Below are 22945 nucleotides of genomic sequence, written 5' to 3' on the forward strand. Positions count from 1 at the left end.
TTTCATCTCGCTTGATAGCCTCCGACAAGTAACGACAAGGTTTAAAAAACTGATTGACACTTATGTAAGCGTACGATGTTTCGCATTTCGCAATGTTCGGCGTAATTAAACAATGGTCTTGAGCGCGAGAGAGTACAATACATACATCATAATCAAAACAATAATACCTACCCTACAAGTAATAATTTTTGCGAATAAACTGAGGCTGTTCCTTAGCGATGGTTCAGGTAATTTATCTTGTGGTGAAATGCGAATTTTTTCTTTCAACATATCAATAGCATATTGTTTAGCAATATCTATTCCATAAAATCCCATGTAATAAATGTCTCGGTCAAAAAGATTTCTTTCTTTAAGTTCTCTTTTTATAAGATATTGTTCAAATGGATCTTTAGAGTAAACAAGTTCTATTAACTCTTTATCGTTCAATCGTATAATATTTAGCGCTCTATCTTGTTTTTCTTGCGATTCCAGTATAAATCTACCGCAACGAAATTCAGTAAATGCTAATTCATTAAGTTCTTTAAACGCTTTATGTTTCGAATTATGAGAGTCTTGCATATCTATATATTTTGTGAAATTTAATTTACTGTATCTCACTATTATTTGGGATTTGGTGGTGTTTGCTTGCAAATTTCTTGTTGTGAAGCAGTGAACAGTTATTTCTTTATAGCTAATAATCATTTTATTTTCATTTCTAGTGCTAAAAATAGATTATTATAATTGCGACATAGAAATAGCTAAAAAAACTGACACCTTTATTGCAGGTGTCAGTTTAATTTGTAGGATTTACTTGTGTAAACGTCCTGTAGAGAATTCAGCATTGCCGTTGCCGTGCTCATCTTGTGCGTGGTTTTGAGGAACGTTGATTGTGGTTGGTTGGGTATCTATTTGGGCGCTAAAGTAGCCACTACCTATTTTTTTACTTGGTTTAGCTTCATATACTTTATCGCGGTTTCCGTTTGCAGTGAAGCGGATTATACCACTATTTACATATTTTGTTTTGTGTAGCAGGTCATACTGGGTTGCACCTGGATATTCTAATCGGAAATGGATAGTGTTTCCTGCTTTGTAGCAGTGTGAGATCCATAAATTTTTAGATGGTGTTACTTCGAATTCATTTGAGATGCCAGAGTATGGTTTTAGCTCTGTGGTCCACGAATCCTTGTATTTTCCGCTGTGAATTATACGGTAAGTGCCTAATGGTGCGTCTGCTGGTATATCCCAGATCACTTGTATTTGTGATTGATTTTGTCCTATGCGATTCCATAGAAACGCGGTGTCTAAATCGTAATCGAATTTTACTGGTAACCACTCTTCGCCTTCTTTGCGTTCTATTACAAAGAAACTATCGTTGGTTTTGAATGTGTTGCGAGGGTTTGCGCCCCAAAAAGTCATCGACGCTACACTCATACGTTCTACTTGTGCAGGCATTTCTTCCGCGACATCACCAAAATCGGCGTAAATTGGTGCTTCGTCGTATGTTGACTCATCGAGAGGTGTTTGTTTACCTGTCAGGTCACGTGGAGTTGGTCCTGATGGTAGTTGAGTGTTGTTGGCTATCGACTCTGCTAATTCAGCAAAGAGTTGTTGATATGCGCCGCAGGTCCATTGACCGAATAAAGTTGATGCACCTTCGTAGTGCTGTTGGTTATATTCTTCGCGAGTTGCTACGTAGTTTGAAAAAGCATTGGTTGGCGAAGCTATAATGAAAGTATCAACTCCTTGTCTCTGCAAGTGTTCTTTTGCGGCTTTGCGCATGCGTCTTCCAGCATGAGTTGTTGTTTCCGCTGGCACACCTAGAATTCCTAGGTTTCCAATAGTGAACATTTGTATTGGTAGCACTTCTGGTGTCCACGGTGTTGGAAATTTTCCTGTTTCGAGAAATATTATTTTCGTTCCATGGGTAGAATCATATTTTCCTTTGTACAAACCTTCTTTTATATAAGGTAAGTTACTTGGACCATCGCGTTCTACTCCTGCAGTAAAGTTAATCCCTAGTGCTGCAAATGTTGTTTTATAATCGCGAAGACCGTCGGTGTATTTTGCTTTTACAGTTAAGTCAGAAAAATCAGTGTACATATGACGAAAATGAATTACGGGCTTTAGCTCTGTTGTTGCGCTTTGGTAGAGTTCCCATGCTTTGTCAAATTGTTTTTTTCCTGCGATAGCACAACTAGCATAGTCATTGACTCCGCCACCTTCCATATTGCCCACCGTATTGGCACTCACATCGCCAAGAGTACTATTGGCAAAAGCAGCGACAAATGTATCTTCTGTGGTTGTATAGTCAGTGCCTTTTTTCATTTCAAATAAGCGCTCTGCCCAACCTTTGTTGTCACTAGAAACTAAGCGATTTGTATTGTCTTCGTCTGGGTTTCCTGCATCAGGATGTGCAAAAAATATCGATGTTGTGTGAACACCAAACCATGAAATCATACCGATTTCTTTACCATCTAAACGCTGGAATTTTAATACAGTCATCATTTCATCAATAGGCGTATGAAGATTTGCGTCAACGTTTGCCATATATGCTTCTAACGAGCGGTTAACTGCCGCCCCTTTTAGCTCACCTTGGGCCATAAAAATTTTGGCAGGTGCGATGTTGTTATGTGCGCGTGAAATAGATTCGCAGATACCATCGACAATAGTGTCAAAATTACGCTGACTAAAACCTAATACATAAGTATTATAAAGTGTGTACCATGCATATCCACCAGGGCCACTGTGAGTATGATTGGCATTAAGCATAACATTTTTTACATTGTAAGTGTCACCGTACATTTGTTGTAATTTTTCAACAACTTTAATTTTGATTCCCTGCGGAATAGCCCACAAGTCACTACATACAAAAGCAACTCGTTTACCATCAGCTTCAATTACATAAGCTCTAGAGCGCAAACGCGTATGAATTCCTCCGGTTTTCATTTCCATACGGGCAAAACCAGCCATTGTTACATCGCCAGCAGGACCTGTAACATCGTAAATACCCGTACCGACAAGAAAGCCTTCGGCGTTAGCAGTTACAGTTAAACACATTGCGCATAAAATAGTTAATATATACCTCATGTTCTCCCCTAAACACATATAGGATTAAATTTGTTTTATAACTAAGGACATGCCCTAAGCTTATTTATTATAGTAACTTAGTTTATTATAATCAATAGAATTGCGGTGGAGATTACTTGGTTTGATTTTGTTTGTGTATATTATGTTATTATGGTTACGGATTAGCAATAGCAAAGCCAATGGCCGGTACAATAACAGCCAAAATTGTTGTTCTCAACAAGTTTGTTATTAAAGATATCTACACCGCGGTATATTTTGCAACGACTAATGCGAATATTGTCACAGACCGGAATAGGAAAACTATCTATGATATAATCTCGCAGATTGTTTCGCTTACTAATTTCAGCAAACAAATGAAAAAGAGAAAGCCATACACTTTCACCAATAGCACGTATGCGGCGATTGAAACGACTTTTACTTAGCATTTTTTTGATGTCTCACGAGATTCGAACCGCGCACATCGAATTTGTAAGAGTAATACCAGACTATACGACAACTTTTATAGGTCGCAACTTGGGTTAGGAATATCTACGCGTTTTTTCTTATATAAACGTTATCTACTTTATGGTAACATGACTTGATGGTAAAGCAGCTTTTTCGACGTGAACTCTTTACCCACAAAAATTCCCTTCTGTTTTTTTGCTTGATATTTATTTAGTCGATTTTCGTCGGACGTGTCGACATTATATTGCTCATCAACGTAAAAAATTGTAGAGAAAGTGGTTCCTAAAATAACTTGATCTATCACCAACTCTTGGTTTAGAAACAGTGTAAAACAGTAAAGTTGATTTTAGCAGATTTTCTCTTGAATTGCTTTATTGGTGCAAGGAATGAAAAAAAATACGATATTATTTTTATAATAAGTAAGATAAAACGATTACAAACAAAACTTCTATTTTGGAAAGTCTTATGATACTCAAAAAAAACGTTTTGCGGACAATTTTTTGTTTTTTACTATTTAGTTTGATGTTGGGTTGCGAAAAGAAAAAAGATATTAGTGAATTAAAGCCACTATTTCTCGCTACTAATGTTCGTAAAAACTATGTAACGTTGATTGATCCTAAAGAACCATATTCTTCTTTTAGGATTGATGTAGAAAAGCTTGTAAACGCTAAAAATACAAGAGATGTAGCTTATGGTAATGATTTTTTTGCAACAGCAAATCTACGTACTCACAATGCAACAATGATAAATTTGAATGACCCTCGAAATCCTGTAGAAGTTAAGCTTGCAAATGCTAAAAGTCCGTATGCTATAGCATATGGCAATAAATTTTTTGCCATTGCAAATATCCACAGTAACAATGTTTCTCTTATTGATTCAAATAATCCCAAAACGTCTATAGAAGTCAAATTTACAAATGCCAAAGGGCCAACCGATATAGTATTTGGCAGCAAGTTTTTTGCGACGGCTTGTGGTTATCTAAAAGATATTATTGTCTTTATTGATCCTAAATCTCCGCAAACTCCTATAGAGGTTAATATTGGCGAGCTAGTAGGTAGTTCCTCATCTCGCTCCATAGCTTTTGGGAGCGGTTTTTTTGCTGTATGTTGTAGTAAGAGTGTTGTTTTATTAAAAGAAGATAATTTACAAAAACCAATTAGAGTTATACTCTCAAAAGAGGAAAAAGTTAGGGATATTGTATTTGGGAATGGATTATTTGCTGTTATAGGTGTTGAGGATAATGTACTTCGATTTATTGACCCAAATGCGCCAACAAAAATAAAAGAAATTAGGGGTAGTAACGCTAGCTCTGAAATAGCTTCTGGAAAAGGTTTTTTTGCTATTTATAGAGAGTACGGTAGGTCCGTAACACTTGTAAACGCAAAGAACTTTAAATCTACAGAAATTAAAATCGCGAAGTTTGGCGCGAAACTTGTTGGTGGAATGGCTTTTAACAATGGACTACTGGCAATTGTACTGGATGATGAAGTAGTTTTTATTGATCCTAAAACATCAAAAAAAGTAGCAAGCGCTAAAGTGGAAGCTTCTTCTATCTATGCAAAGTAAAAAATCTTAGGCATTTTACCGGAATAGGGAAACTATCTATGATATAATCTCGCAGATTGTTTCCCTTACTAATTTCAGCAAACAAATGAAAAAGAGAAAGCCATACACTTTCACCAATAGCACGTATGCGGCGATTGAAACGACTTTTACTTAGCATTTTTTTGATGTAGCCATGTTCAGCTAAAAAGTTTCGTCCTTTTTCAAAGTTGCCAGAAAAGTAGAGCATAGAAACTAATGCTGTTGTCATAATTTCTGAATTAGTCATTTTAACTTGAGGATATTCTACGATCTTGAGTGCTTGTGTTATCTCATCACATATACAGAAAACAATTATAATTTCTTTTTCCATGACTTTCTCCTTCTTGTTTTTCCTACTTTAAGAGAAGAGTCGTTATAACAGTATAAAAAAACGATGTGTGCAATTCGATTTTTGAGGTTCGTGGTCGTGGATCGATATTCCATGTGCGAAAATTAGACTATTAACTTTGAAAGCATACAAATTATTCTATAGAGTAGTTTTTTGATTTTCTCTTTTTCTTTTGAGTCTATTATTTGGGCTATCTTGGCAACATCGAATACTGCACTACATTCATCTGCTGATGCTCTTACTATAGAGAAAAACCTTGCTTTCTCTTTTTTGCTAAATTTGGCATTGCCTTCTGCTATATTAACTGTAACCTGATGGCATTTTCTCCATCACATTAAATGTTTCTTTTGTATATTCTAGTGATACTTGATATACATCTAATTTTTCATGATTAAAATTCATTGCATTACCCTTACTTCGTGCCATGTGCCACGACTGCGTCTCACGAGATTCGAACCGCGCACATCGAATTTGTAAGAGTAATTATACCAGACTGTACGACAACTTTTATAGGTCGCAACTTGGGTTATTTTATACAAACACTATGTACTAATTTTCGCCAATAATTTGAATACTGCTAAACCAAATATACAATCCAGCTGAATTTAGAGAAATTTCAATACTGTTGCTGTCCTTGATTTCTAAAATAAGTTTATATTTTTTTCACAAATTCAGATTTTAATTTCATAGCACCAATACCACTGATCTTGCAATCAATGTCATGATCTCCATCAACTATGCGAATATTTTTAACTTTTGTGCCTACTTTTACAACAGCAGAAGAGCCTTTAACTTTTAAATCTTTGATTACAGTAATTGTGTCACCGTCAGACAAGGTATTACCGTGCGCGTCTTTTACTACATCTTCATCAGCATTGTTGTTATTTTCTTCTTTTACAAACCATTCGTGTGCACATTCTGGGCAAATATACATATCGCGATCTTCGTATACATATTCCGAGTTGCATTTTCTACATTTAGGTATTTCTGACATTACTGTTTCCTTATGTTTTTGTTTCTAGTAAATAGAATATCTTTTGATAATAAGCATTCTAACATAAATATTTTACCTGCTTTACACAATTTCACTTTCAAAACTAAGTTGATGGTATTGGCTGAAATGTGTATAATAAGTTTTCCTAGACTCGCTAGAAAACGGCTGGGTCTTGGGCGTTATGTAAAAAACTTACAGTCAATAGGCTTGTTTTACATACACAATTTTCAAAAAATCTATCCAGACAATTTAAAATTGTAAACAAACGAGTCTTAAACAGGGGAGTTTTAATTATGAAGTATTTTGTTTGTGTTTTTGTGTGCTGCGCAGTTCTTTTTGCGCAAGAAAAACCACAAACTTTAGCGGAAGCTTTAGGTTATGATTCTGATGCTAAGGTGGTGATTTTAAATGCTGATGATTTTGGCATGTGTCATGCAGAAAATTTAGGTACACAAAAAGTGTTAGAAGCAGGTATTGTTAGTTCTGCAACTATGATGATGCCTTGCCCTTGGGTTCTTGAAGCAGTTGAGTACGTGAAAAAAAACAATATGAAAAATATTGGTGTTCACGTTGCTTTGACTAGTGAATGGAAACGTTATCGTTGGGCTCCAGTAAGTCGTAGTCCTTGGGGTGGAAAAAGTTCTCTTGTTGACGAAAAAGGCTATATGTGGCCTGGTACATTAGATGTAGAAGCTTACGCTGATGTCGAAGATGTTAAGGCAGAAGTACGCGCACAGTTAAAAAAAGCTCTTGATCTTGGTGTTGATCTTTCACACTTTGATTCGCATATGGGATCCTTGTATGGTGTTGCTTCTTTTCGTGTAGAACTTTTAGCGGCGGCTTATGCTTATTCTTACGAATTTGGATTACCGTTTCGCATGCCTTTTATCGAAGGAATGGAGCCTCTGCGCGAAAAAGGTTTTGCTGTTCTTGACGATTTAGTGATCGGTGCTGGCCAAGAGCCAAAAGACCCTAAAGGACGCAAACAGTATTTTGTCGACTTGCTAAAAAACCTTTCTCCAGGCGTAACAGAAATCTACATTCACCCTGCGGTAAACGGTGAAGAATTATCACGTATAACTGGTTCGGCAAAAACACGCCAACTTGATATTGAGATTTTTTGTGACCCTGAATTAAAACAAGTTATTGCCGATGAAAATATAAAAGTTATTGATTTTACATCTTTGCGCAAGTGGCAACGCGAGCAAATGAATTGGAATCCTTCTTTTAAAGCAGAAGATGTTTACGATGAATATGTTGCTATTTTAAAAGAAATTTTTCACGGCGAAAAATTCCAACGTTCAGCTAAATTGAAAAATCTTCACAATGTTTGCAAGTGTGAGTAACAGTACTAAAACATAACTCTCACATTACAAAAAAAGGAGTATATCTTAGACAAAGATATACTCCTAAACCTTAACCAAATAAATACAACTATTTCTATAATTTTTTCTTTTTTTTATTAGGGCATACTGATGTTTAACGTTTCTATGTTAGTATACCTTGCATACCTACCGCTATTTAAATTTTGATACATATTATGAGTTATGGCAAATTTTTTTATCTTTTTTTAAAATTCCTGGGCTATTTTATGCGCTTTTTTTATTTCTTTCTCTACGCAAAATGAGTAAAAGCGGTGTATAAACAAGAAGCAAAAAACTTATTTGTATTGAAAATAGAAGTACAATTTCTTGGTGCAACTCTACATCACTTATCATATTCAGTGCTTTGTATAATTGTAGCTGTTGATGTTGCCAAACAGCGCCACAGGTATTTATGGTCATAAATAAATACAAACCATAGCGCGCGAAGATCTTTCCCTGCATGAGACTTAGAGATATAAAAACTAATGTGCTTAGAACAACAACACCTATCGCGATTGTTGGAACAATACCACTTCCTCCACTGCGCATAACTTGCATTACCATTGATAACCAAACTAACATAAATAAAATAGTTAATAAAAAGAATATACCACTATAAACAAGTATCATTATTGGTACTTTTGGTATAGGAGTAGTACTCAAAAGTAATATTTTTTTGCATGTAGGGCAAGGGCGCTTTTGATTTAGTAGATGGTGCGGAACATAAAATGTACTGTTGCAATTTGCGCACTTTGCTTGGGTTTTGGTTTTTTCCATATATAAACCTATCATTGTCTAATATTTTACAAAATTTGATTTTTTTCAAAAAGTAGTTGCTTTAGAAGTGCATAAGACTTTACTACTTTTTAAAGTAATGAGTTTATTAAAAGTACCGAATTATGGGAAACATAAATAGGAACTGTTGCTGTTTTTAGAATAGCAGTAAAATTTTCTTTTGCTTTGATGTTCTCAGTCAAATATAATTAGCGCAAATAAACTATTTTGAAGGTTAAACACATGGATACAACAATCGTACTAGGTGCTGGATTAGATCCGTGGAAAAATCTAGCCATAGAAGAACATTTGCTGCGAAATTTGCGCGCGAATGAATGTATTTTGTATTTGTGGCAAAATCAAAATACGGTTGTCATTGGAAAACATCAAAACGCCTGGCGCGAATGCCAAACTAAATTACTGGAAGAAGAAAACGGTAAATTGGCACGTAGGCTTTCAGGTGGAGGAGCCGTTTTCCACGACACAGGAAATTTGAATTTTACATTTCTTGTTGATCGTCAATTCTATAACTTAGAAAAACAATTACAAGTTATTCTTTCAGCTGTACAAAATGTTGGAATATCTGCAAAATTTAGCGGACGCAATGACTTAGTAGTTGAAGATAAAAAGTTTTCGGGTAATGCTTTTTACCTACGTTCTAAAAAAGCTTTTCATCATGGAACGATTATGGTTGATGCTGATCTTGGTAAACTTTCTAGATATCTGCAAGTTTCGAAAGAAAAAATTGAATCCAAAGGAATAAAATCCGTCCAAGCAAGAGTCGCCAACCTTACCAAATACGTTCCTAGTTTAACTATTGACACGATGAAAGAAGCGCTTGTTGATTCTTTCTCGCAAATCTACGAAGGAAATTCGCAAAACCTAGATGTCAATAGTTTAGACCAAGAAAAAATCGCTCAACTGGAAGAAAAATATACTTCTTGGGAGTGGCGTTATGGTGAATCGCCTAAATTCGACATTACTTTAGATACGAGATTTCCTTGGGGTGGTGTTGAGATTGGCCTACATCTAGAGCATGGAAAAATTACCCAAGCAACAATTTATTCTGATGCGATGGATGAAGAATTCATTGAAGATTTACCTGGTGTAATGGAGGGAGTATCCTTTCACTCCGAAAAGATAGCAGATAAAGTACGAGACTACGGACAGAAAAACGGTTCAGTCCGTGAATCAATGGTAAATGATCTTGCTTCGTGGCTATCTACAAAAGGCTTTTAAGGTGAATGTTATGACAAAGAGAAAAAACATAAAAGAATATGATCGCGATTTTTTGTTAAAGTTACTCAAAGAAATGTTGTTAATTCGGCGTTTTGAAGAACTAACAGGCAAAATGTATCGCAAGCGAAAAATTGGTGGATTTTGCCACTTATATATTGGGCAAGAAGCAACATGCGTCGGAACTATTGCAACCTTGGATCTTTCTACTGATTACGTAATGACTGCTTATCGCGATCACGGACACGCAATTTCTTGTGGTATGCATCCAAATAGTCTCATGGCAGAGCTCTATGGTAAAGCGACTGGCTGCGTCGGTGGAAAAGGTGGTTCTATGCACTTTTTCGATAAAGAAAAACACATGCTAGGTGGACATGGAATTGTTGGTGCTCACTTGCCTTTAGCAGCAGGGTTTGCTTTTAAAATAAACTACAACAAAGAAACAGGTGTTGTTCTTGTTTATTTTGGTGATGGTGCTATTCACCAAGGCGCTTTCCACGAAACGCTTAATATGGCAAAAATTTGGAATTTACCTATCATTTTCATTTGCGAAAATAACTTATATGGTATGGGAACAGCTCACTCACGCGTTTCTTCTGTAACTGATTTTTCTGTCATGGCCAATTCTTACGGCATGCCTGGTAAAAAAATTGATGGTATGGATGTTCTTAATGTTTATGAAGAAACCATGGAATATGTGAAGCTAGCAAAAGAAGAAAAAACACCTTCTTTTATGGAAATTAGAACATACCGTTACCAAGGACACTCAATGAGTGACCCTGCAAAATACCGCGAAAAAGATGAACTTCAGGAATACAAAAATAAAGATTCTATTGAAGTGCTTAAAAGCGAGATGATCGAAAACAAGCTTCTAACAGAAGATGAATACGCAGCGATGGACAAAGAATGCAAAGAAGTGAGCCAACAATCTGTAGAATTTGCGGAAAATAGCGACGAACCACCATTGTCCGCACTGTATGAAGACATTCTTTTATAATTAGAAAGGCAAATTTTATGGCTGAAATTACTTTTCGCGAAGCTTTGCGCCAGGCGATGGACGAAGAAATGGCTCGCGACGAAAGCGTTCTTCTTATGGGAGAAGAAGTAGCGGAGTACAATGGAGCATACAAAGTAAGTCAAGGTCTATGGGAAAAATATGGCGATCGCCGCGTTGTAGATACACCAATTACCGAAGAAGGGTTCACTGGAATCGGTATTGGGGCGGCAATGGCGGGTCTGCGTCCTATTGTTGAGTGGATGACATTCAACTTTTCTATCCAAGCTTTAGACCAAGTATTAAATAGTGCAGCAAAGATGCTATATATGTCAGGCGGACAGTTTAACATTCCTATGGTTTTTCGTGGACCAAACGGACCTGCTGAATGGTTAGGGGCACAGCATTCTCAAGCTCTACAAAGTTACTTTGCGCATATTCCTGGTTTAAAAGTAGTTGTTCCTTCTACTGTTTACGATGCCAAAGGGCTTCTAAAAAGTTCTATTCGTGATAACAACCCAGTCATATTCATGGAAGGTGAATTGATGTATGGTTGGAAAGGTGAAGTTCCTGAGGAAGAATACGTAATACCTCTTGGAGTTGCCGACATCAAGAACGAAGGAACAGATGTTACTCTCGTCGTTCATGGAAAACCATATAGAATAGCTATGGAAGCTGTGAAAGTACTAGAAGATCAAGGAATTTCAGCAGAAGTAGTTGATCTACGTACCATTCGTCCTCTCGATGAAGATGCGATTTATGAATCAGTACGCAAAACAAATCGCTGTGTGGTAATCGATGAATCTTGGCCTTTTGCAAGTGTTGGTTCGCATATCGCGTGGCTGGTATCCAAAAATTGTTTTGATGATTTAGATGCTGAAGTAGAGCTCATTTCCTCTGAAGACGTTCCAATGCCTTATAACCATACACTAGAACTTCATGCACAACCTTCAGTAGAAAAAATTGTAGACGCAGTCAAAAGAGTTATGTATTTAGATTAGGGAAAAACATGGCAGAAAAAATTGAAATGGTTGCTCTTTCTCCTACAATGGAAGCTGGAGTAATCGTAAAATGGTCCAAAAAAGTTGGCGATGAAATAAAGTCTGGTGATGTTCTTTGCGAAGTGGAAACCGATAAGGCAACCATGGAATACGAAAGTATGGACGAAGGAACTCTTCTTAGCATAATTGTCGACGAGGGAGCAGAAGTTCCTGTTGGACAACTCATCGCAATTATAGGCGAAAAAGACGAAGATGTCAGCGCTATAATTGAAGAAGCAAAAAAAGCACCTGTTAAAGCAGAAGAAAAACCAGCCGCAAAAGCTTCGGAAGAAAAAGCACCTGCTAAAGCGGTGAAACAAACAAGTGGTTCGAGACCAACAAGTCGCTCTGGCAAAATCAAGGCTTCTCCTCTAGCGAGAAAAATGGCTGAAGAAGCAGGCGTTCCACTTAATTCAGTAGACGGAACAGGTCCTAATGGACGCATTATTAAACGCGATATAGAGAAAGCTATCGCTGATGGCCCAGCAACTCAAGTTGCCTCTTCAATGCGCGAACAAGTTATTCAAGTATCTAAGAAACGAAAAATTATTGCCCAACGTTTAGCTGAGTCTAAATACGGTGCTCCTCATTACTACTTGAAATTGTCCATTAATATGGAAAATATCATCGCTGCGCGCAAACAAATCAATGCCAAAGCAAAAGAAAAACTTTCAATGAATGCTTTCATTGTAAAATTTGTTGCTGAAGCACTGCGCAGACATCCACAAGTAAATGCATCGTGGCAAGGTGATACTATTGTTCAATTTGGTCAAGTCGATATTGGTTTAGCAGTAGCGCAACCTGATGGGCTTATTACTCCCGTGGTACGTAATTGTGAAAGCAAAGGGATTGCTGCGATCGATCAAGATATGAAAGTACTTATCGACAAAGCTCTCAACAACCGCTTGCAACCACAAGAGTATACAAACGCGACTTTTACAGTGAGTAACTTGGGATCTTTTGGCATCGAAGAATTTACAGCAATCATCAATCCTCCAGGAGCAGCTATTCTTGCCATTGGTAAATCAGAAAAGACCCCTATTGTAACAGCAAATGATCAAATTGTAATCAAGCCAATGATGAAAGTCTGCCTATCTTGCGACCACCGTGTAATTGATGGTGCCGTAGGCGCAACTTTCCTAAAAGACTTGAAAGATATGATGGAAGATCCTATTCGCGTATTGCTATAAACTAAGGGGTTCACAATGGCAAAATATGACTATGATTTATTAGTTATTGGTTCTGGACCAGGAGGTTATGTCGCAGGAATTCGCGCTAGTCAACTGGGAATGAAGGTAGGAGTTATAGAAAAAGATAAACCTGGAGGGGTTTGTCTTAATATTGGATGTATTCCTTCTAAAGCTCTTATTCATCAAGCTCATATGTTCAGTCACATAAAAGATCTTGAAGACATGGGTTTAAAAGTTGATACTTCTGGTTTCGACTATACTAAAGTTTTCGAAAAATCACGTAAAGCCGCTACTGATTTATCCGGTGGTATAACGTTTTTGTTGAAGAAAAACAAAGCTGACTATATCGTCGGCGAAGCTAAGTTGACAGGTCCTCATCAAGTCACTGTTGATGGCAATAAAAAAATCACGGCCAAAAACATTATGATTGCAACTGGATCTAGCCCAAGAAGTATACCTAGTTTTCCTATCGACGAGGAAACAATTGTTACTTCCAATGGTGCACTCATGACAAAAAAACTTCCGAAGAAATTACTTATCCTAGGAAGCGGCGCTATTGGAATGGAGTTCGCTTATGTGTGGAGCTCTTTTGGTGTAGAGGTTGAAATTGTAGAAATTGTCGATCGCGTTTTGCCTATTGAAGACGATGAAATCGGCAAATTTATAAAAAAGACCTTTGAAAAACGTGGTGTCAAATTTCATCTTGGAACTATGGCAAAATCCTTAGAGAAAAAAGACGGTAAAGTAAATGTAACGGTATCACAAGGCGAACAAGAACGCGTTATTGAAACTGATATGGTTCTCGTTGCTATTGGCCGCGCACCTAATTCACAAAATTTAGGTTTAGAAAACCTTGGCATTAAAACAGAAAAAGGTTTTATTCGCGTAGGCGATTACTATCGCACAAATATACCAAACATTTATGCAATAGGCGACGTTATTCACTCTCCACTTTTAGCTCATGTAGCATCTAAAGAAGGTGAAATTGCTGTTGAGCATATGGCAGGACATAAAACGGATAAGAAAATGGATGCACTCCTTATTCCATCTGCTGTATACTGCGAGCCACAAGTGGCCAGCTTTGGATACAATGAACGCACTGCAAAAGAGGCAGGTATTAAATTCGAAAAAGCTGTTTTCCCGTACCGCGGTGCTGGAAAGTCTGTCGCAATTGGTTGCCCTGAGGGAATGGTGAAGGTTTTATTCGATCCTAAACACAAAGAAATCCTTGGAGCACATATTGCAGGTGCACAAGCAACAGAACTGATACATGAAATTCTCCTTGCGAAAAAAGCAGAGCTTCTTCCTGAAGATCTAGCTACGATGGTACACGCACATCCAACTCTTTCTGAAATTATTATGGAAGTGATGCGTACGGTCGAAGGTTGGCCAATACACGCATAAGACCTAAGTGACTTATTCACTTATTAGACAGAGTTTAGGGTGTGCCCTATAACTCTGTCTATTTTTATTTACAATTGCAAGTTTTTGTATCACTCATACGTTTTTGTATATAAGTGGCTCACAAACTTTTGCGGGTTACTTAGCGTAAGCAATTGTATTATAATTTTTCTATCATTCATTCTAGGTAAAAAATATGAAACACACAGCGATTAAAGACGCTTTACAAGCGAAAAAATTTGATGAAGAGATTACTATTTGCGGCTGGGTAAGAACGCGCCGCGACTCTAAAAAGTTTTCCTTTATGGAACTAAATGATGGGACGTGTTTTGCAAGTATTCAGGTGATAGCAGATTCTGAAATAGACAGCTACAAAAATGTTTTGAATGCAAGCACTGGTTCGTCAGTAAAAGTAATCGGTCTTTTGAAAGAATCTCCTGGCAAGGGACAAAAAGTTGAAGTTCACGCGCAAAAAGTAGAGATTTTTGGAGTCGCAGACAGTGATTATCCTTTACAAAAGAAACGTCATTCTCGCGAGTTTTTGCGCACAATAGCACATCTACGTACGAGAACTAACACTTTTGGAGCTGTTTTCCGCGTGCGTCATGCAGCTTCTTTTGCGGTAAACAAATTTTTTAATGAACGCGGATTTTACTATTTGCATACACCTATTATCACAGCTTCTGATTGCGAAGGAGCTGGACAAATGTTTCGCGTTTCAACTTTAGATGCTATTAATCCACCTCTGAACGAAAAAAAAGAAGTAGATTACACTAAAGATTTTTTTGCTGAAGAAACCAGTTTGACGGTATCAGGACAATTAGAGGCGGAGCTATTCGCCTCTGCACTTTCGAAGGTATATACTTTTGGGCCAACATTTCGCGCAGAAAACTCCAATACAGCGCGTCATTTAGCCGAATTCTGGATGATTGAGCCTGAAATGGCTTTTTGTGATCTAGCAGGTAACATGGATCTCGCAGAAGAATTTATTCGCTACGTAATAAAATATGTACTCGAAAACTGCGAGGAAGATATGCAGTTTTTTAACAAATGGGTAGAAAAAGGTATCATTCAAAGCCTAGAAGACTTATGTAAGTCTGATTTTGAGCGTATGACCTATACTGATGCGATTAAAGTCTTGGAAAAAGCGAACAAATCGTTTGATTTTCCTGTAAAATGGGGAATAGATATTCAAACAGAGCATGAACGCTACTTAACAGAAGAGTACCACAAAAAGCCTGTTTTCATCACTGATTACCCGCGAGATATAAAAGCATTTTATATGCGCGTTAACGATGATGAAAAAACTGTCGCAGCGATGGATCTTTTGGTTCCACGTTTAGGCGAAATAATAGGCGGTTCACAAAGAGAAGAACGCCTTGATGTCCTCAAAAAGAACATGGCCAAGCACGACTTAGATGAAGAAACATATTCGTGGTATATGGACATTCGCCGTTATGGAACAACACCTCATGCGGGTTTTGGTCTTGGTTTTGAGCGCCTCATTATGTATTTAACTGGAATTGAAAACATTCGCGATGTTGTCCCATTTCCACGTACACCAGGAAGTGCTAAATTTTAAGGAATTCATTATGAAAAATAGTTGGTTGAATCGTTTATATTACGGTAGTTTGGGACTATGGCTCGGAGCAATTATCGCCGAAGTTTTATCTGCTATTAGCATTTTTTCTATGGCGCGCGAGTACAAAGCAACTCCAGGCGTTGAACCATTCAATAACCCACTGTTTGCCGAATATAGTAATGACATTGTTGCTGGTTTTATTGCCAATAAGATGTTCAACATGATGCATATTTTAGAGATAGTATGTTTTGTGATTGTAATAATGGCAATTATTCTTACTTTCAAAAAAGGTGAAAAGATAAAGCAAGTCCCTGTAATGCTAATTGTTTTTGCAGGTTTAAGCATACTTTTTACCTATCTGTGGATCAGCCCAGCAATGAGCGGACTGAAAGAAACTATGTACAATCCTGCCGTTGAAGAAGCAGCGCGTAATGTTGCACGAGAGGGTTTTGGTTCTTATCACAAAATAACTGAAAAACTCATTTCTCTGGCTGGAATTGCAGTATTTATTGCCTTGAATATGAAAAATACAAAAGAAGTCTAAGTGGCCTGGCAAAACTAGAAATCAAAAGAATAAAAATGCCATAAATACTTTTGGCGGGTCACTTAGATTACTAGTACTCTGGAACATTGATTTTTACCCTAACTTGAAATATCGGAAAGACGCTAGTTTGCAATGCCCTCCTGGCTACTCTAGTCGTCCTCCCACCAGAGGATTTACTTATTGTTCATTAAAACTGAAAAAACAAAATTGCACAATCTACACTTCATTACAGTGCTTCAAACTAAAATTGTGTTTTTTCAGTTTTTTTTATATACGTAAACTCCTTTGTGAGGGCATAGCAAACTAAGTTTTCAAAACCACACGCAATTTTTTAAATACAAAAAAACAAACATCTTGTTATTAAATGTACTATGGTTATAGTAAACGTTCTATTGGTTTTAGTCGCAATTGGCAACAAGCAGCTTTTAGTAATGAAGGGAACATCGCTTGTCTTTGATCAAAGTTATTTAGTAGATAAAGAACTCTTTTTTCGTAAATTGAAAAAATGCGATTTAGTAATAAACCAGCATACAAAAGAACAAGATTCAGTAGAGCAAGATACTATAAAATCTATTCGAAAAATCGAAAAGTATTTACAAAAGAATCTATAATGGATAACAAAATGCACAAAGAAAAACTTACCACTATCATTGCTCATCGCGGAGCCTCTTTCTATGCCCCAGAAAATACAAGCACTTCTATTTTACTTGCAATAAAAATGAATCCTCATTATGTTGAAACTGATGTTCAACGAACAAAAGACAATCACTTAATCATATTTCACGACCCCAATTTAAAACGCACAACAAATGTATCTGAAGTTTTTCCACAGCGCATAGATGATCCCGTTGGTAGTTTTACTCTTTCAGAATTGCGACAATTAGAAATAGGAAGTTGGTTTAATAATATTTCTCCTAAGTGGGCACGAAACTCATTTTGTAAGTTGCAAATTTTGACTTTTAATGAATTTTTAGATCTAATGACAAATTCTTCATGTGGAATATTTATCGAAACAAAAACCCCATCTTTGTATTGTGGTATTGAGCAGCAAATTGTCGATGAACTCAATATTCGAGAAAAAAACAATGCTGACATTATTTTGCAATCCTTTGAATTAGAGAGTATGAAAAAATTTAAGAAGTTAATCTCCTTACCACGTATGTTATTGGTAAATCACTTTCAAACTAAAAAACGCCCGTTTCGCAAATTTGTTGAAGAAGCAAAAGGAGAAGTCGATGGAATTGGAGTTGCTGGTTACATTGGTTGGCCGCAAAATTTAAAACAAATTCATAAAGAAGGATTAACATCTCATTGTTTTACAATAAACAAACCGTGGCAATTGCGTTTACTTTATATGTTTGGTGCTAGGCAACTTGTTACTGATCGTTGTGATTTAGCAATGAATTTATTTCATGGCTACCCTAAACAAGATATAAATGTTTTACTAGATGAACTTGGTTACTAACAGGAGAGACTCATGGCTCACGAACACCATCACGGAAACTGCCACCATCACCACCATGGCGATTTAAAAGGTAAAAAACTATTATTGTCCATACTACTAAATACGACAATCACTTTGGCGCAAATTGTAGGTGGAATTATTTCTGGTAGCTTATCCTTGATCTCTGATGCATTACATAATTTAAGCGATGTTATTTCTTTAGTTCTTAGTTATGTGGCAAATCGTCTAACACAAAAAAAATATACTGTTGAAACTACTTTTGGCTACAAACGTGCAGAAATTATGGCGGCTTTTATTAATGCAGTTATTCTCATTGGTGTTGCATTATTTTTAGTAAAAGAAGCCTTTGAAAGATTGTATGAACCAGTTGTAATTGACTCAATGTGGGTTATTGTTTTAGCTATTTTAGGGATAGCTGTTAATGGTGGAAGCGTTTTGCTTCTGCGCAAAGAAGCTAAAGATAATATGAATATACAGGCCGCTTCTTTACATTTGTTTTTTGATATGATTACTTCAGTAGCAGTGCTTCTTGGTGGCATTGCAATATACACTGCACAAGTATATTGGGTAGACAGTTTACTATCTGTTTTAATTGCCATTTATTTAGTTTACTCTTCTATTGGATTGGTCACTAGAACACTAAAGATATTAATGCAGTTTGCCCCGCAAAATATTGATATAAAAGCCATTGAAGAGCAAGTTTGTCAAATAAAACCCATCGCCAATATTCATCACGTTCATCTATGGCAACTTAACGATAAAGAGATTCACCTAGAAGCGCACATTGATTTTAAAGAAGATTTGAAACTCAGCGAAGCTTGTCAATATATTAGACAGGTAGAAGAACTATTATGTGCGCAATTTTCGATAAATCATGTTACTCTGCAAGCGGAATATGGATGTACAGATAGCAAAGAACTTATTGTTGACGAAAGAAAGCATCATCACTAATGTTCGGAATAAGGCCCAGTCACTAAAAAATATTTAAGGTTTTATTATGAGTAGAATAAAAACAGTTTCTCCTAAAGAAACTATAGTAAGCAAAGAATTACAAAATGTATATAAAAAATTAGGTAGTGCCGCAAATGCACATATTCTGCAATTACAAAGCTTACACCCACAAGCAATGCTTGACCATTACAATCTCTATCTAACATTGATGTTCAAAAGCTCACCTTTATCACGAAAATTCCGCGAAATGATTGCTGTGAGTGTATCGCGCTGGAATAGTTGTGATTACTGAATAGAGCATCACGGAGAGGCTCTTCGTAAATTATGTTCTGCGCAAGAATTCACAGATTTTAGTGATAAATTTCTCGACAGTTCAGTGATATCTAACAAAGAATTACAAGGACTACTTTTTGCTAAAAAATTAACTGTCAAAGTTAGCAATGTTGCCACTGCAGACCATCAAAAACTATTAGATGCTAATTACAACGACGAAGAAATCTTACATCTTGTACAGATCACATCTTATTTTAATTTTGTCAACAGAATGGCAGAAGGTTTGGGAGTAAAAATAGAAACAATGACCTAACCCAGTAACATTACTCGTCAATATGTAAATGAGGAGAAGTTCCTTTTCCTCGTAATTCAATAACTTTATCAGGACGATCTTGGGTTAAGTAAGTTGTTAACTCAACTCCCATATCTTTCAACTGCGTTAAAAAAAGTAGTTTTTGATCTTGGCCTTGCTTTGTTTGGTCTTGTTGTAAAGCTAGTTTCTCTTTTTGTATTTCAATATCTTGATTATGGCGTAGTTTGCGCTGTTCCATTTCATGCGCTTCTTGCTCTCGTTCTTGCTTACGGCTTTCAATAGAGCGATTATACTCTCTCTCATGTCTTAAATCTGCTAGCTTTTGTTGTTGCTCTTCAGTTTCGCGCTCTAATTTTAATTTAGTGCGCGTTTCTATCGCTTGACGATGCATATTTTGTAAAGCTTCGCTTGTAGCATAACCACGGTAAACAACTTTATTTATTTTATAACCACATTGATTCGCTCGGTTTGTCAGTTGCGGATAACTTTCTAGCAAGTTTAATTTATCGGTATTGTTTTTCAGTTCTTCAAATGTGTATCGTCCAACATAATCAATGACATCTGAGCTAGCAGCATTAATAAAATCACCTATTGGATCATGAGTTTCATCGAGCATTTTTTCCACATTTGTTAATTCAAAGAAAATCATCAGTTTCATTTCTAGTACAACGTCGTCCCCTGTACTCACATCTGCAACGTCATGGTACATCTGATCGGGCATTAACCACAATTTTTGAAATTTAAGGCCTCCTGCTTGTTTAATACCGCTGCCATCAATTACTCCGTGCCAACTAAATGTATGTAACCATTCTCCTGGTTCTGGAACAAAAAGTTCTGGTCCGCAAACAATACGACGCGCTAAAGATCCTTCTTCATTTTTTGTATAGACAACAACAGCTTCTTTTCCTGCCAATTGTAATGCATCTTCTTTTTGAATTTGCGCATGAACGCGTGGGTCTTGCCACATTTCTTGCGGACCGATAAGATGCTGTTGCGAACCATCACGCTTTTTTACAATCAAAAACTCTCCAGGGTAGGCAATGTGTTGTTGCAATGATTGTACTTTTTTTCCCCAAAGAGAAATGCGTTTTGGACCCTCTATAATTTCCCCGTCACCTTTTTTTGTCGTAACTAAAACTTTTTGTCCTTCAGGAATGATATAAGACCACATTTTTCTTTCCTCTCCATAATTTGCATTTTGTTTTTGGTCAATGACTTTTTTTATTCGCTGAGTAATTCCCATGTCTTGTTGCAACATTGCCGTTTTTATCCGCTCAGAGAGGTCGAACTCTTCTGGATTTACAACTAAACGATGACGTTGTTGTACCGACGCTTGTTTCGATTTCATTGGTCGGTTTTGCGACATGCTTGTCGGTGCACTTCTCGGTACGTTTTTCTGAATACCCTCTTGAAGTGCACCACTCTTTTTCATCATTTTATATCTCACGTATTATCCTTTTTACATTACCAGTCCTACGTTTATAAAAGAAATATTCGGAAATGATTTATTGTTACTTATTTAGGACCTTGATCTAGTTGTATTATTCATTTTTAATAAAAAATACTAAACATTGTACAACAAAATATCTAGTAATTTTTCAATAAACTGCTTGAGTTCTTTCCGAAATCAAACACAATATTGTCAAATCTAAAACTCTCTAAAGGATTTGTATACTAATTTAGCTTTTTCAACTGGAACAAGTCGTAATTTTATATTTGACATTACAGAACGATCGTTTTAAAATAAATTTACGTGTATTCTTTATCCTATTTCAGAACCATCATTTTAAAAGGAATTAAATATGAGTTACGATATCAAAAATAAAGTGGCGTTAGTAACAGGTGCAAATAGAGGTATTGGTAAAACAATTGTAGAGGCCTTTATCAAGGAAGGTGCTAGTAAGGTATATGCTGCTGTACGTAAGTTAGATTCAGCAAAAGAATTGATTGAAAAGCATGGGGAAAAAGTTGTGGCAATTGAGGTTGACCTTAGTAAACCAGAGACAATTGCCTCTGCAGCACAAAACGCTCAAGATGTTGAAATTTTGATTAATAATGCTGGTGTACTAACCACTGTGAATTTATTAAGCGACGAAGCTATTAAAACTTTGGATTTCGAATTTGATGTCAATTTGTACGGTTTAGTGCGTATCGCTCAGGCTTTCGCCCCAGTGCTAAAGAAAAATGGTGGTGGAGCTCTTGTACAACTCAATTCAATTGTATCTCTTAAAGCATATTCAGATATTGCTATTTACTCTGCGTCAAAAGCAGCATCTTACTCTATTACCCAATCGCTGCGTGGGCTATTAAAAGAACAAAACACACATGTACTTAGTGTGCATCCTGGCCCAATAGCCACAGATATGGCAGCAAGTGCTGGAATTTCTGACATCGCAGAGTCAGCAACACTTGTCGCCGATGGAATTATTGACTCTCTAAAAACAGGAGATTTTCACCTGTTCCCTGGATCTATTGCAAAAAATCTTGGAGAAGCTTATGCAAGCTTCGCACAGAATGCGATAGAAGCAACAGAGTAGATTTTTTATGGTTTTTGATTTTAGTAACAAACGCTATCATAAACATCTAAGTGGCCTGTACATTGTGTGCAATAAGCAAATTTTGACAAGTCACTTATTACATTGATTCAAAATTATTTATAATATAACGCAAAATTTACGAATCAACGTATTTGTCAAGGAGAACATTATGCCGCGACTAAAAGAATACCAAAAAGAAGAGGTACTTCACGCTGCCATGAATGTCTTTTGGGAAAAAGGATTTTACGGCACTTCTATTAGCGATCTTGTGCAAGCAACAGGTTTGAACAAACACAGCATGTACAAAGAGTTTGTCAACAAAAATGGCTTGTTTAAAGCATGCATTGAAAATTATGTAAAGGAAGTGATGAAGGACAACATAACATTACTACTTAGAAGTCCTCTTGGTATTGACAACATCAAGGCATTTTTTTATAAATGCATTGATTTTTTGTCAAAAGAAGGGTGCAAGAGTTGCTTTCTTGTCAATAGTGTTACTGAAAAAGAAGTACTTAACAAAGAAGTTAATGCTTGCGTCAAAATGCATTTACTTTCCCAAGAAAAAATTTTCTACGATTGTTTACAAGCATCACAACAACGTCAAGAAATATCCTCTGAAAAAAACATCCAAACGCTATCAAAAATGCTCATGTGCTTTCTCGAAGGTATGAATATCATGGCAAAAATTCACAACGATCGCGATAGTTTAGTAAAAGTCACTGAGCAAATTTTTACACTTATTGATGATAAAAATATGAACGATAAAACAAGGTAAATGCGCGGCCTGAGCTATGTCAGCTGCCGCAAAGAAAATCTATTCTATCAAGTTGCCGTAAAGAAAATC

The 22945-nt window shown here is 36.5% G+C and carries 24 protein-coding genes; 16 read left to right on the plus strand and 8 right to left on the minus strand.

The window, feature by feature from the left end; translation table 11 throughout:
* Positions 1-105: 105 nt before the first annotated feature.
* The 3 genes from UABHE_RS25345 to UABHE_RS25355 all read right to left on the minus strand — a co-directional run bounded on the left by UABHE_RS25345 (position 106) and on the right by UABHE_RS25355 (position 3491).
* Entirely contained in the window at positions 106-681 is a 576-nt protein-coding gene (locus UABHE_RS25345) for a hypothetical protein (RefSeq protein ID WP_372366103.1), read from the minus strand.
* Positions 682-786: 105 nt separating this feature from the next.
* On the minus strand, positions 787-3066 hold the full coding sequence (locus tag UABHE_RS25350) for a neutral/alkaline non-lysosomal ceramidase N-terminal domain-containing protein (protein ID WP_372366104.1): 2280 nt from the start codon (positions 3064-3066) through the stop codon (positions 787-789).
* Positions 3067-3227: 161 nt separating this feature from the next.
* Complete coding sequence (locus tag UABHE_RS25355; protein WP_372366105.1) at positions 3228-3491, minus strand: hypothetical protein; 264 nt, start codon at positions 3489-3491, stop codon at positions 3228-3230.
* 484 nt (positions 3492-3975) lie between these two features.
* Between UABHE_RS25355 and UABHE_RS25360 the strand changes: the two genes are divergently transcribed.
* The gene (locus UABHE_RS25360) at positions 3976-5076 is read left to right on the plus strand and encodes a hypothetical protein (protein WP_372366106.1); all 1101 of its coding nucleotides are present in this window, start codon (positions 3976-3978) and stop codon (positions 5074-5076) included.
* On the opposite strand, the gene UABHE_RS25365 is transcribed toward UABHE_RS25360, so the two are convergent.
* From UABHE_RS25365 to UABHE_RS25375, 3 genes are all read right to left on the minus strand, one after another.
* Positions 5060-5425, minus strand: coding sequence for a hypothetical protein (locus tag UABHE_RS25365; RefSeq protein ID WP_372366107.1), 366 nt, complete (start codon positions 5423-5425; stop codon positions 5060-5062). The genes UABHE_RS25360 and UABHE_RS25365 overlap by 17 nt on opposite strands.
* A 122-nt stretch (positions 5426-5547) precedes the next feature.
* Entirely contained in the window at positions 5548-5742 is a 195-nt protein-coding gene (locus UABHE_RS25370; RefSeq protein WP_372371680.1) for a four helix bundle protein, read from the minus strand.
* 353 nt (positions 5743-6095) lie between these two features.
* On the minus strand, positions 6096-6437 hold the full coding sequence (locus UABHE_RS25375; RefSeq protein WP_372366108.1) for a zinc ribbon domain-containing protein YjdM: 342 nt from the start codon (positions 6435-6437) through the stop codon (positions 6096-6098).
* Positions 6438-6730: 293 nt separating this feature from the next.
* Here UABHE_RS25375 and UABHE_RS25380 point away from each other — a divergent pair, with 293 nt between their 5' ends.
* Positions 6731-7783, plus strand: a complete 1053-nt coding sequence (locus UABHE_RS25380; RefSeq protein ID WP_372366109.1) for a polysaccharide deacetylase family protein — start codon at positions 6731-6733, stop codon at positions 7781-7783.
* Between the two features lie 243 nt (positions 7784-8026).
* On the opposite strand, the gene UABHE_RS25385 is transcribed toward UABHE_RS25380, so the two are convergent.
* Positions 8027-8578: a hypothetical protein gene (locus tag UABHE_RS25385; RefSeq protein ID WP_372366110.1), complete on the minus strand. Its 552-nt coding sequence runs from the start codon at positions 8576-8578 to the stop codon at positions 8027-8029.
* 240 nt (positions 8579-8818) lie between these two features.
* Between UABHE_RS25385 and UABHE_RS25390 the strand changes: the two genes are divergently transcribed.
* The 12 genes from UABHE_RS25390 (at position 8819) to UABHE_RS25445 (ending at position 19564) form a co-directional block, all read left to right on the plus strand.
* Entirely contained in the window at positions 8819-9814 is a 996-nt protein-coding gene (locus UABHE_RS25390; RefSeq protein ID WP_372366111.1) for a lipoate--protein ligase, read from the plus strand.
* 10 nt (positions 9815-9824) lie between these two features.
* On the plus strand, positions 9825-10808 hold the full coding sequence (pdhA, locus tag UABHE_RS25395) for a pyruvate dehydrogenase (acetyl-transferring) E1 component subunit alpha (RefSeq protein WP_372366112.1): 984 nt from the start codon (positions 9825-9827) through the stop codon (positions 10806-10808).
* Positions 10809-10825: 17 nt separating this feature from the next.
* Positions 10826-11806 (plus strand): pyruvate dehydrogenase complex E1 component subunit beta, encoded by a 981-nt coding sequence (locus tag UABHE_RS25400; protein WP_372366113.1) that lies wholly within the window; start codon positions 10826-10828, stop codon positions 11804-11806.
* A gap of 8 nt (positions 11807-11814) precedes the next feature.
* Positions 11815-13035, plus strand: coding sequence for a pyruvate dehydrogenase complex dihydrolipoamide acetyltransferase (locus tag UABHE_RS25405; RefSeq protein ID WP_372366114.1), 1221 nt, complete (start codon positions 11815-11817; stop codon positions 13033-13035).
* 15 nt (positions 13036-13050) lie between these two features.
* On the plus strand, positions 13051-14439 hold the full coding sequence (lpdA, locus tag UABHE_RS25410; protein WP_372366115.1) for a dihydrolipoyl dehydrogenase: 1389 nt from the start codon (positions 13051-13053) through the stop codon (positions 14437-14439).
* 193 nt (positions 14440-14632) lie between these two features.
* The gene (asnS, locus tag UABHE_RS25415) at positions 14633-16018 is read left to right on the plus strand and encodes an asparagine--tRNA ligase (protein ID WP_372366116.1); all 1386 of its coding nucleotides are present in this window, start codon (positions 14633-14635) and stop codon (positions 16016-16018) included.
* Positions 16019-16028: 10 nt separating this feature from the next.
* Positions 16029-16562, plus strand: coding sequence for a hypothetical protein (locus UABHE_RS25420; protein ID WP_372366117.1), 534 nt, complete (start codon positions 16029-16031; stop codon positions 16560-16562).
* Positions 16563-16993: 431 nt separating this feature from the next.
* On the plus strand, positions 16994-17173 hold the full coding sequence (locus UABHE_RS25425) for a hypothetical protein (RefSeq protein ID WP_372366118.1): 180 nt from the start codon (positions 16994-16996) through the stop codon (positions 17171-17173).
* Positions 17173-18027 carry a glycerophosphodiester phosphodiesterase family protein gene (locus UABHE_RS25430; protein WP_372366119.1) on the plus strand — a complete coding sequence of 285 codons (855 nt, stop codon included), beginning with the start codon at positions 17173-17175 and terminating at the stop codon, positions 18025-18027. Before UABHE_RS25425 ends, UABHE_RS25430 begins: the two co-directional genes overlap by 1 nt.
* 12 nt (positions 18028-18039) lie before the next feature.
* Positions 18040-18978 (plus strand): cation diffusion facilitator family transporter, encoded by a 939-nt coding sequence (locus UABHE_RS25435; RefSeq protein WP_372366120.1) that lies wholly within the window; start codon positions 18040-18042, stop codon positions 18976-18978.
* Positions 18979-19024: 46 nt separating this feature from the next.
* Complete coding sequence (locus UABHE_RS25440) at positions 19025-19270, plus strand: peroxidase (protein ID WP_372366121.1); 246 nt, start codon at positions 19025-19027, stop codon at positions 19268-19270.
* Between the two features lie 84 nt (positions 19271-19354).
* Positions 19355-19564, plus strand: a complete 210-nt coding sequence (locus UABHE_RS25445) for a hypothetical protein (RefSeq protein WP_372366122.1) — start codon at positions 19355-19357, stop codon at positions 19562-19564.
* Between the two features lie 10 nt (positions 19565-19574).
* Here the strand turns inward: UABHE_RS25445 and UABHE_RS25450 are convergent, their stop codons facing one another.
* Positions 19575-21011, minus strand: coding sequence for a hypothetical protein (locus UABHE_RS25450; protein WP_372366123.1), 1437 nt, complete (start codon positions 21009-21011; stop codon positions 19575-19577).
* A gap of 355 nt (positions 21012-21366) precedes the next feature.
* Between UABHE_RS25450 and UABHE_RS25455 the strand changes: the two genes are divergently transcribed.
* On the plus strand, positions 21367-22101 hold the full coding sequence (locus UABHE_RS25455; protein WP_372366124.1) for an SDR family oxidoreductase: 735 nt from the start codon (positions 21367-21369) through the stop codon (positions 22099-22101).
* A 169-nt stretch (positions 22102-22270) separates the two neighbouring features.
* Positions 22271-22876: a TetR/AcrR family transcriptional regulator gene (locus UABHE_RS25460; protein WP_372366125.1), complete on the plus strand. Its 606-nt coding sequence runs from the start codon at positions 22271-22273 to the stop codon at positions 22874-22876.
* The last annotated feature ends 69 nt before the right edge of the window (positions 22877-22945 follow it).

The organism is Candidatus Uabimicrobium helgolandensis (genome assembly GCF_041508025.1).
Taxonomy (GTDB): Bacteria; Planctomycetota; Uabimicrobiia; order Uabimicrobiales; family Uabimicrobiaceae; genus Uabimicrobium; species Uabimicrobium helgolandensis.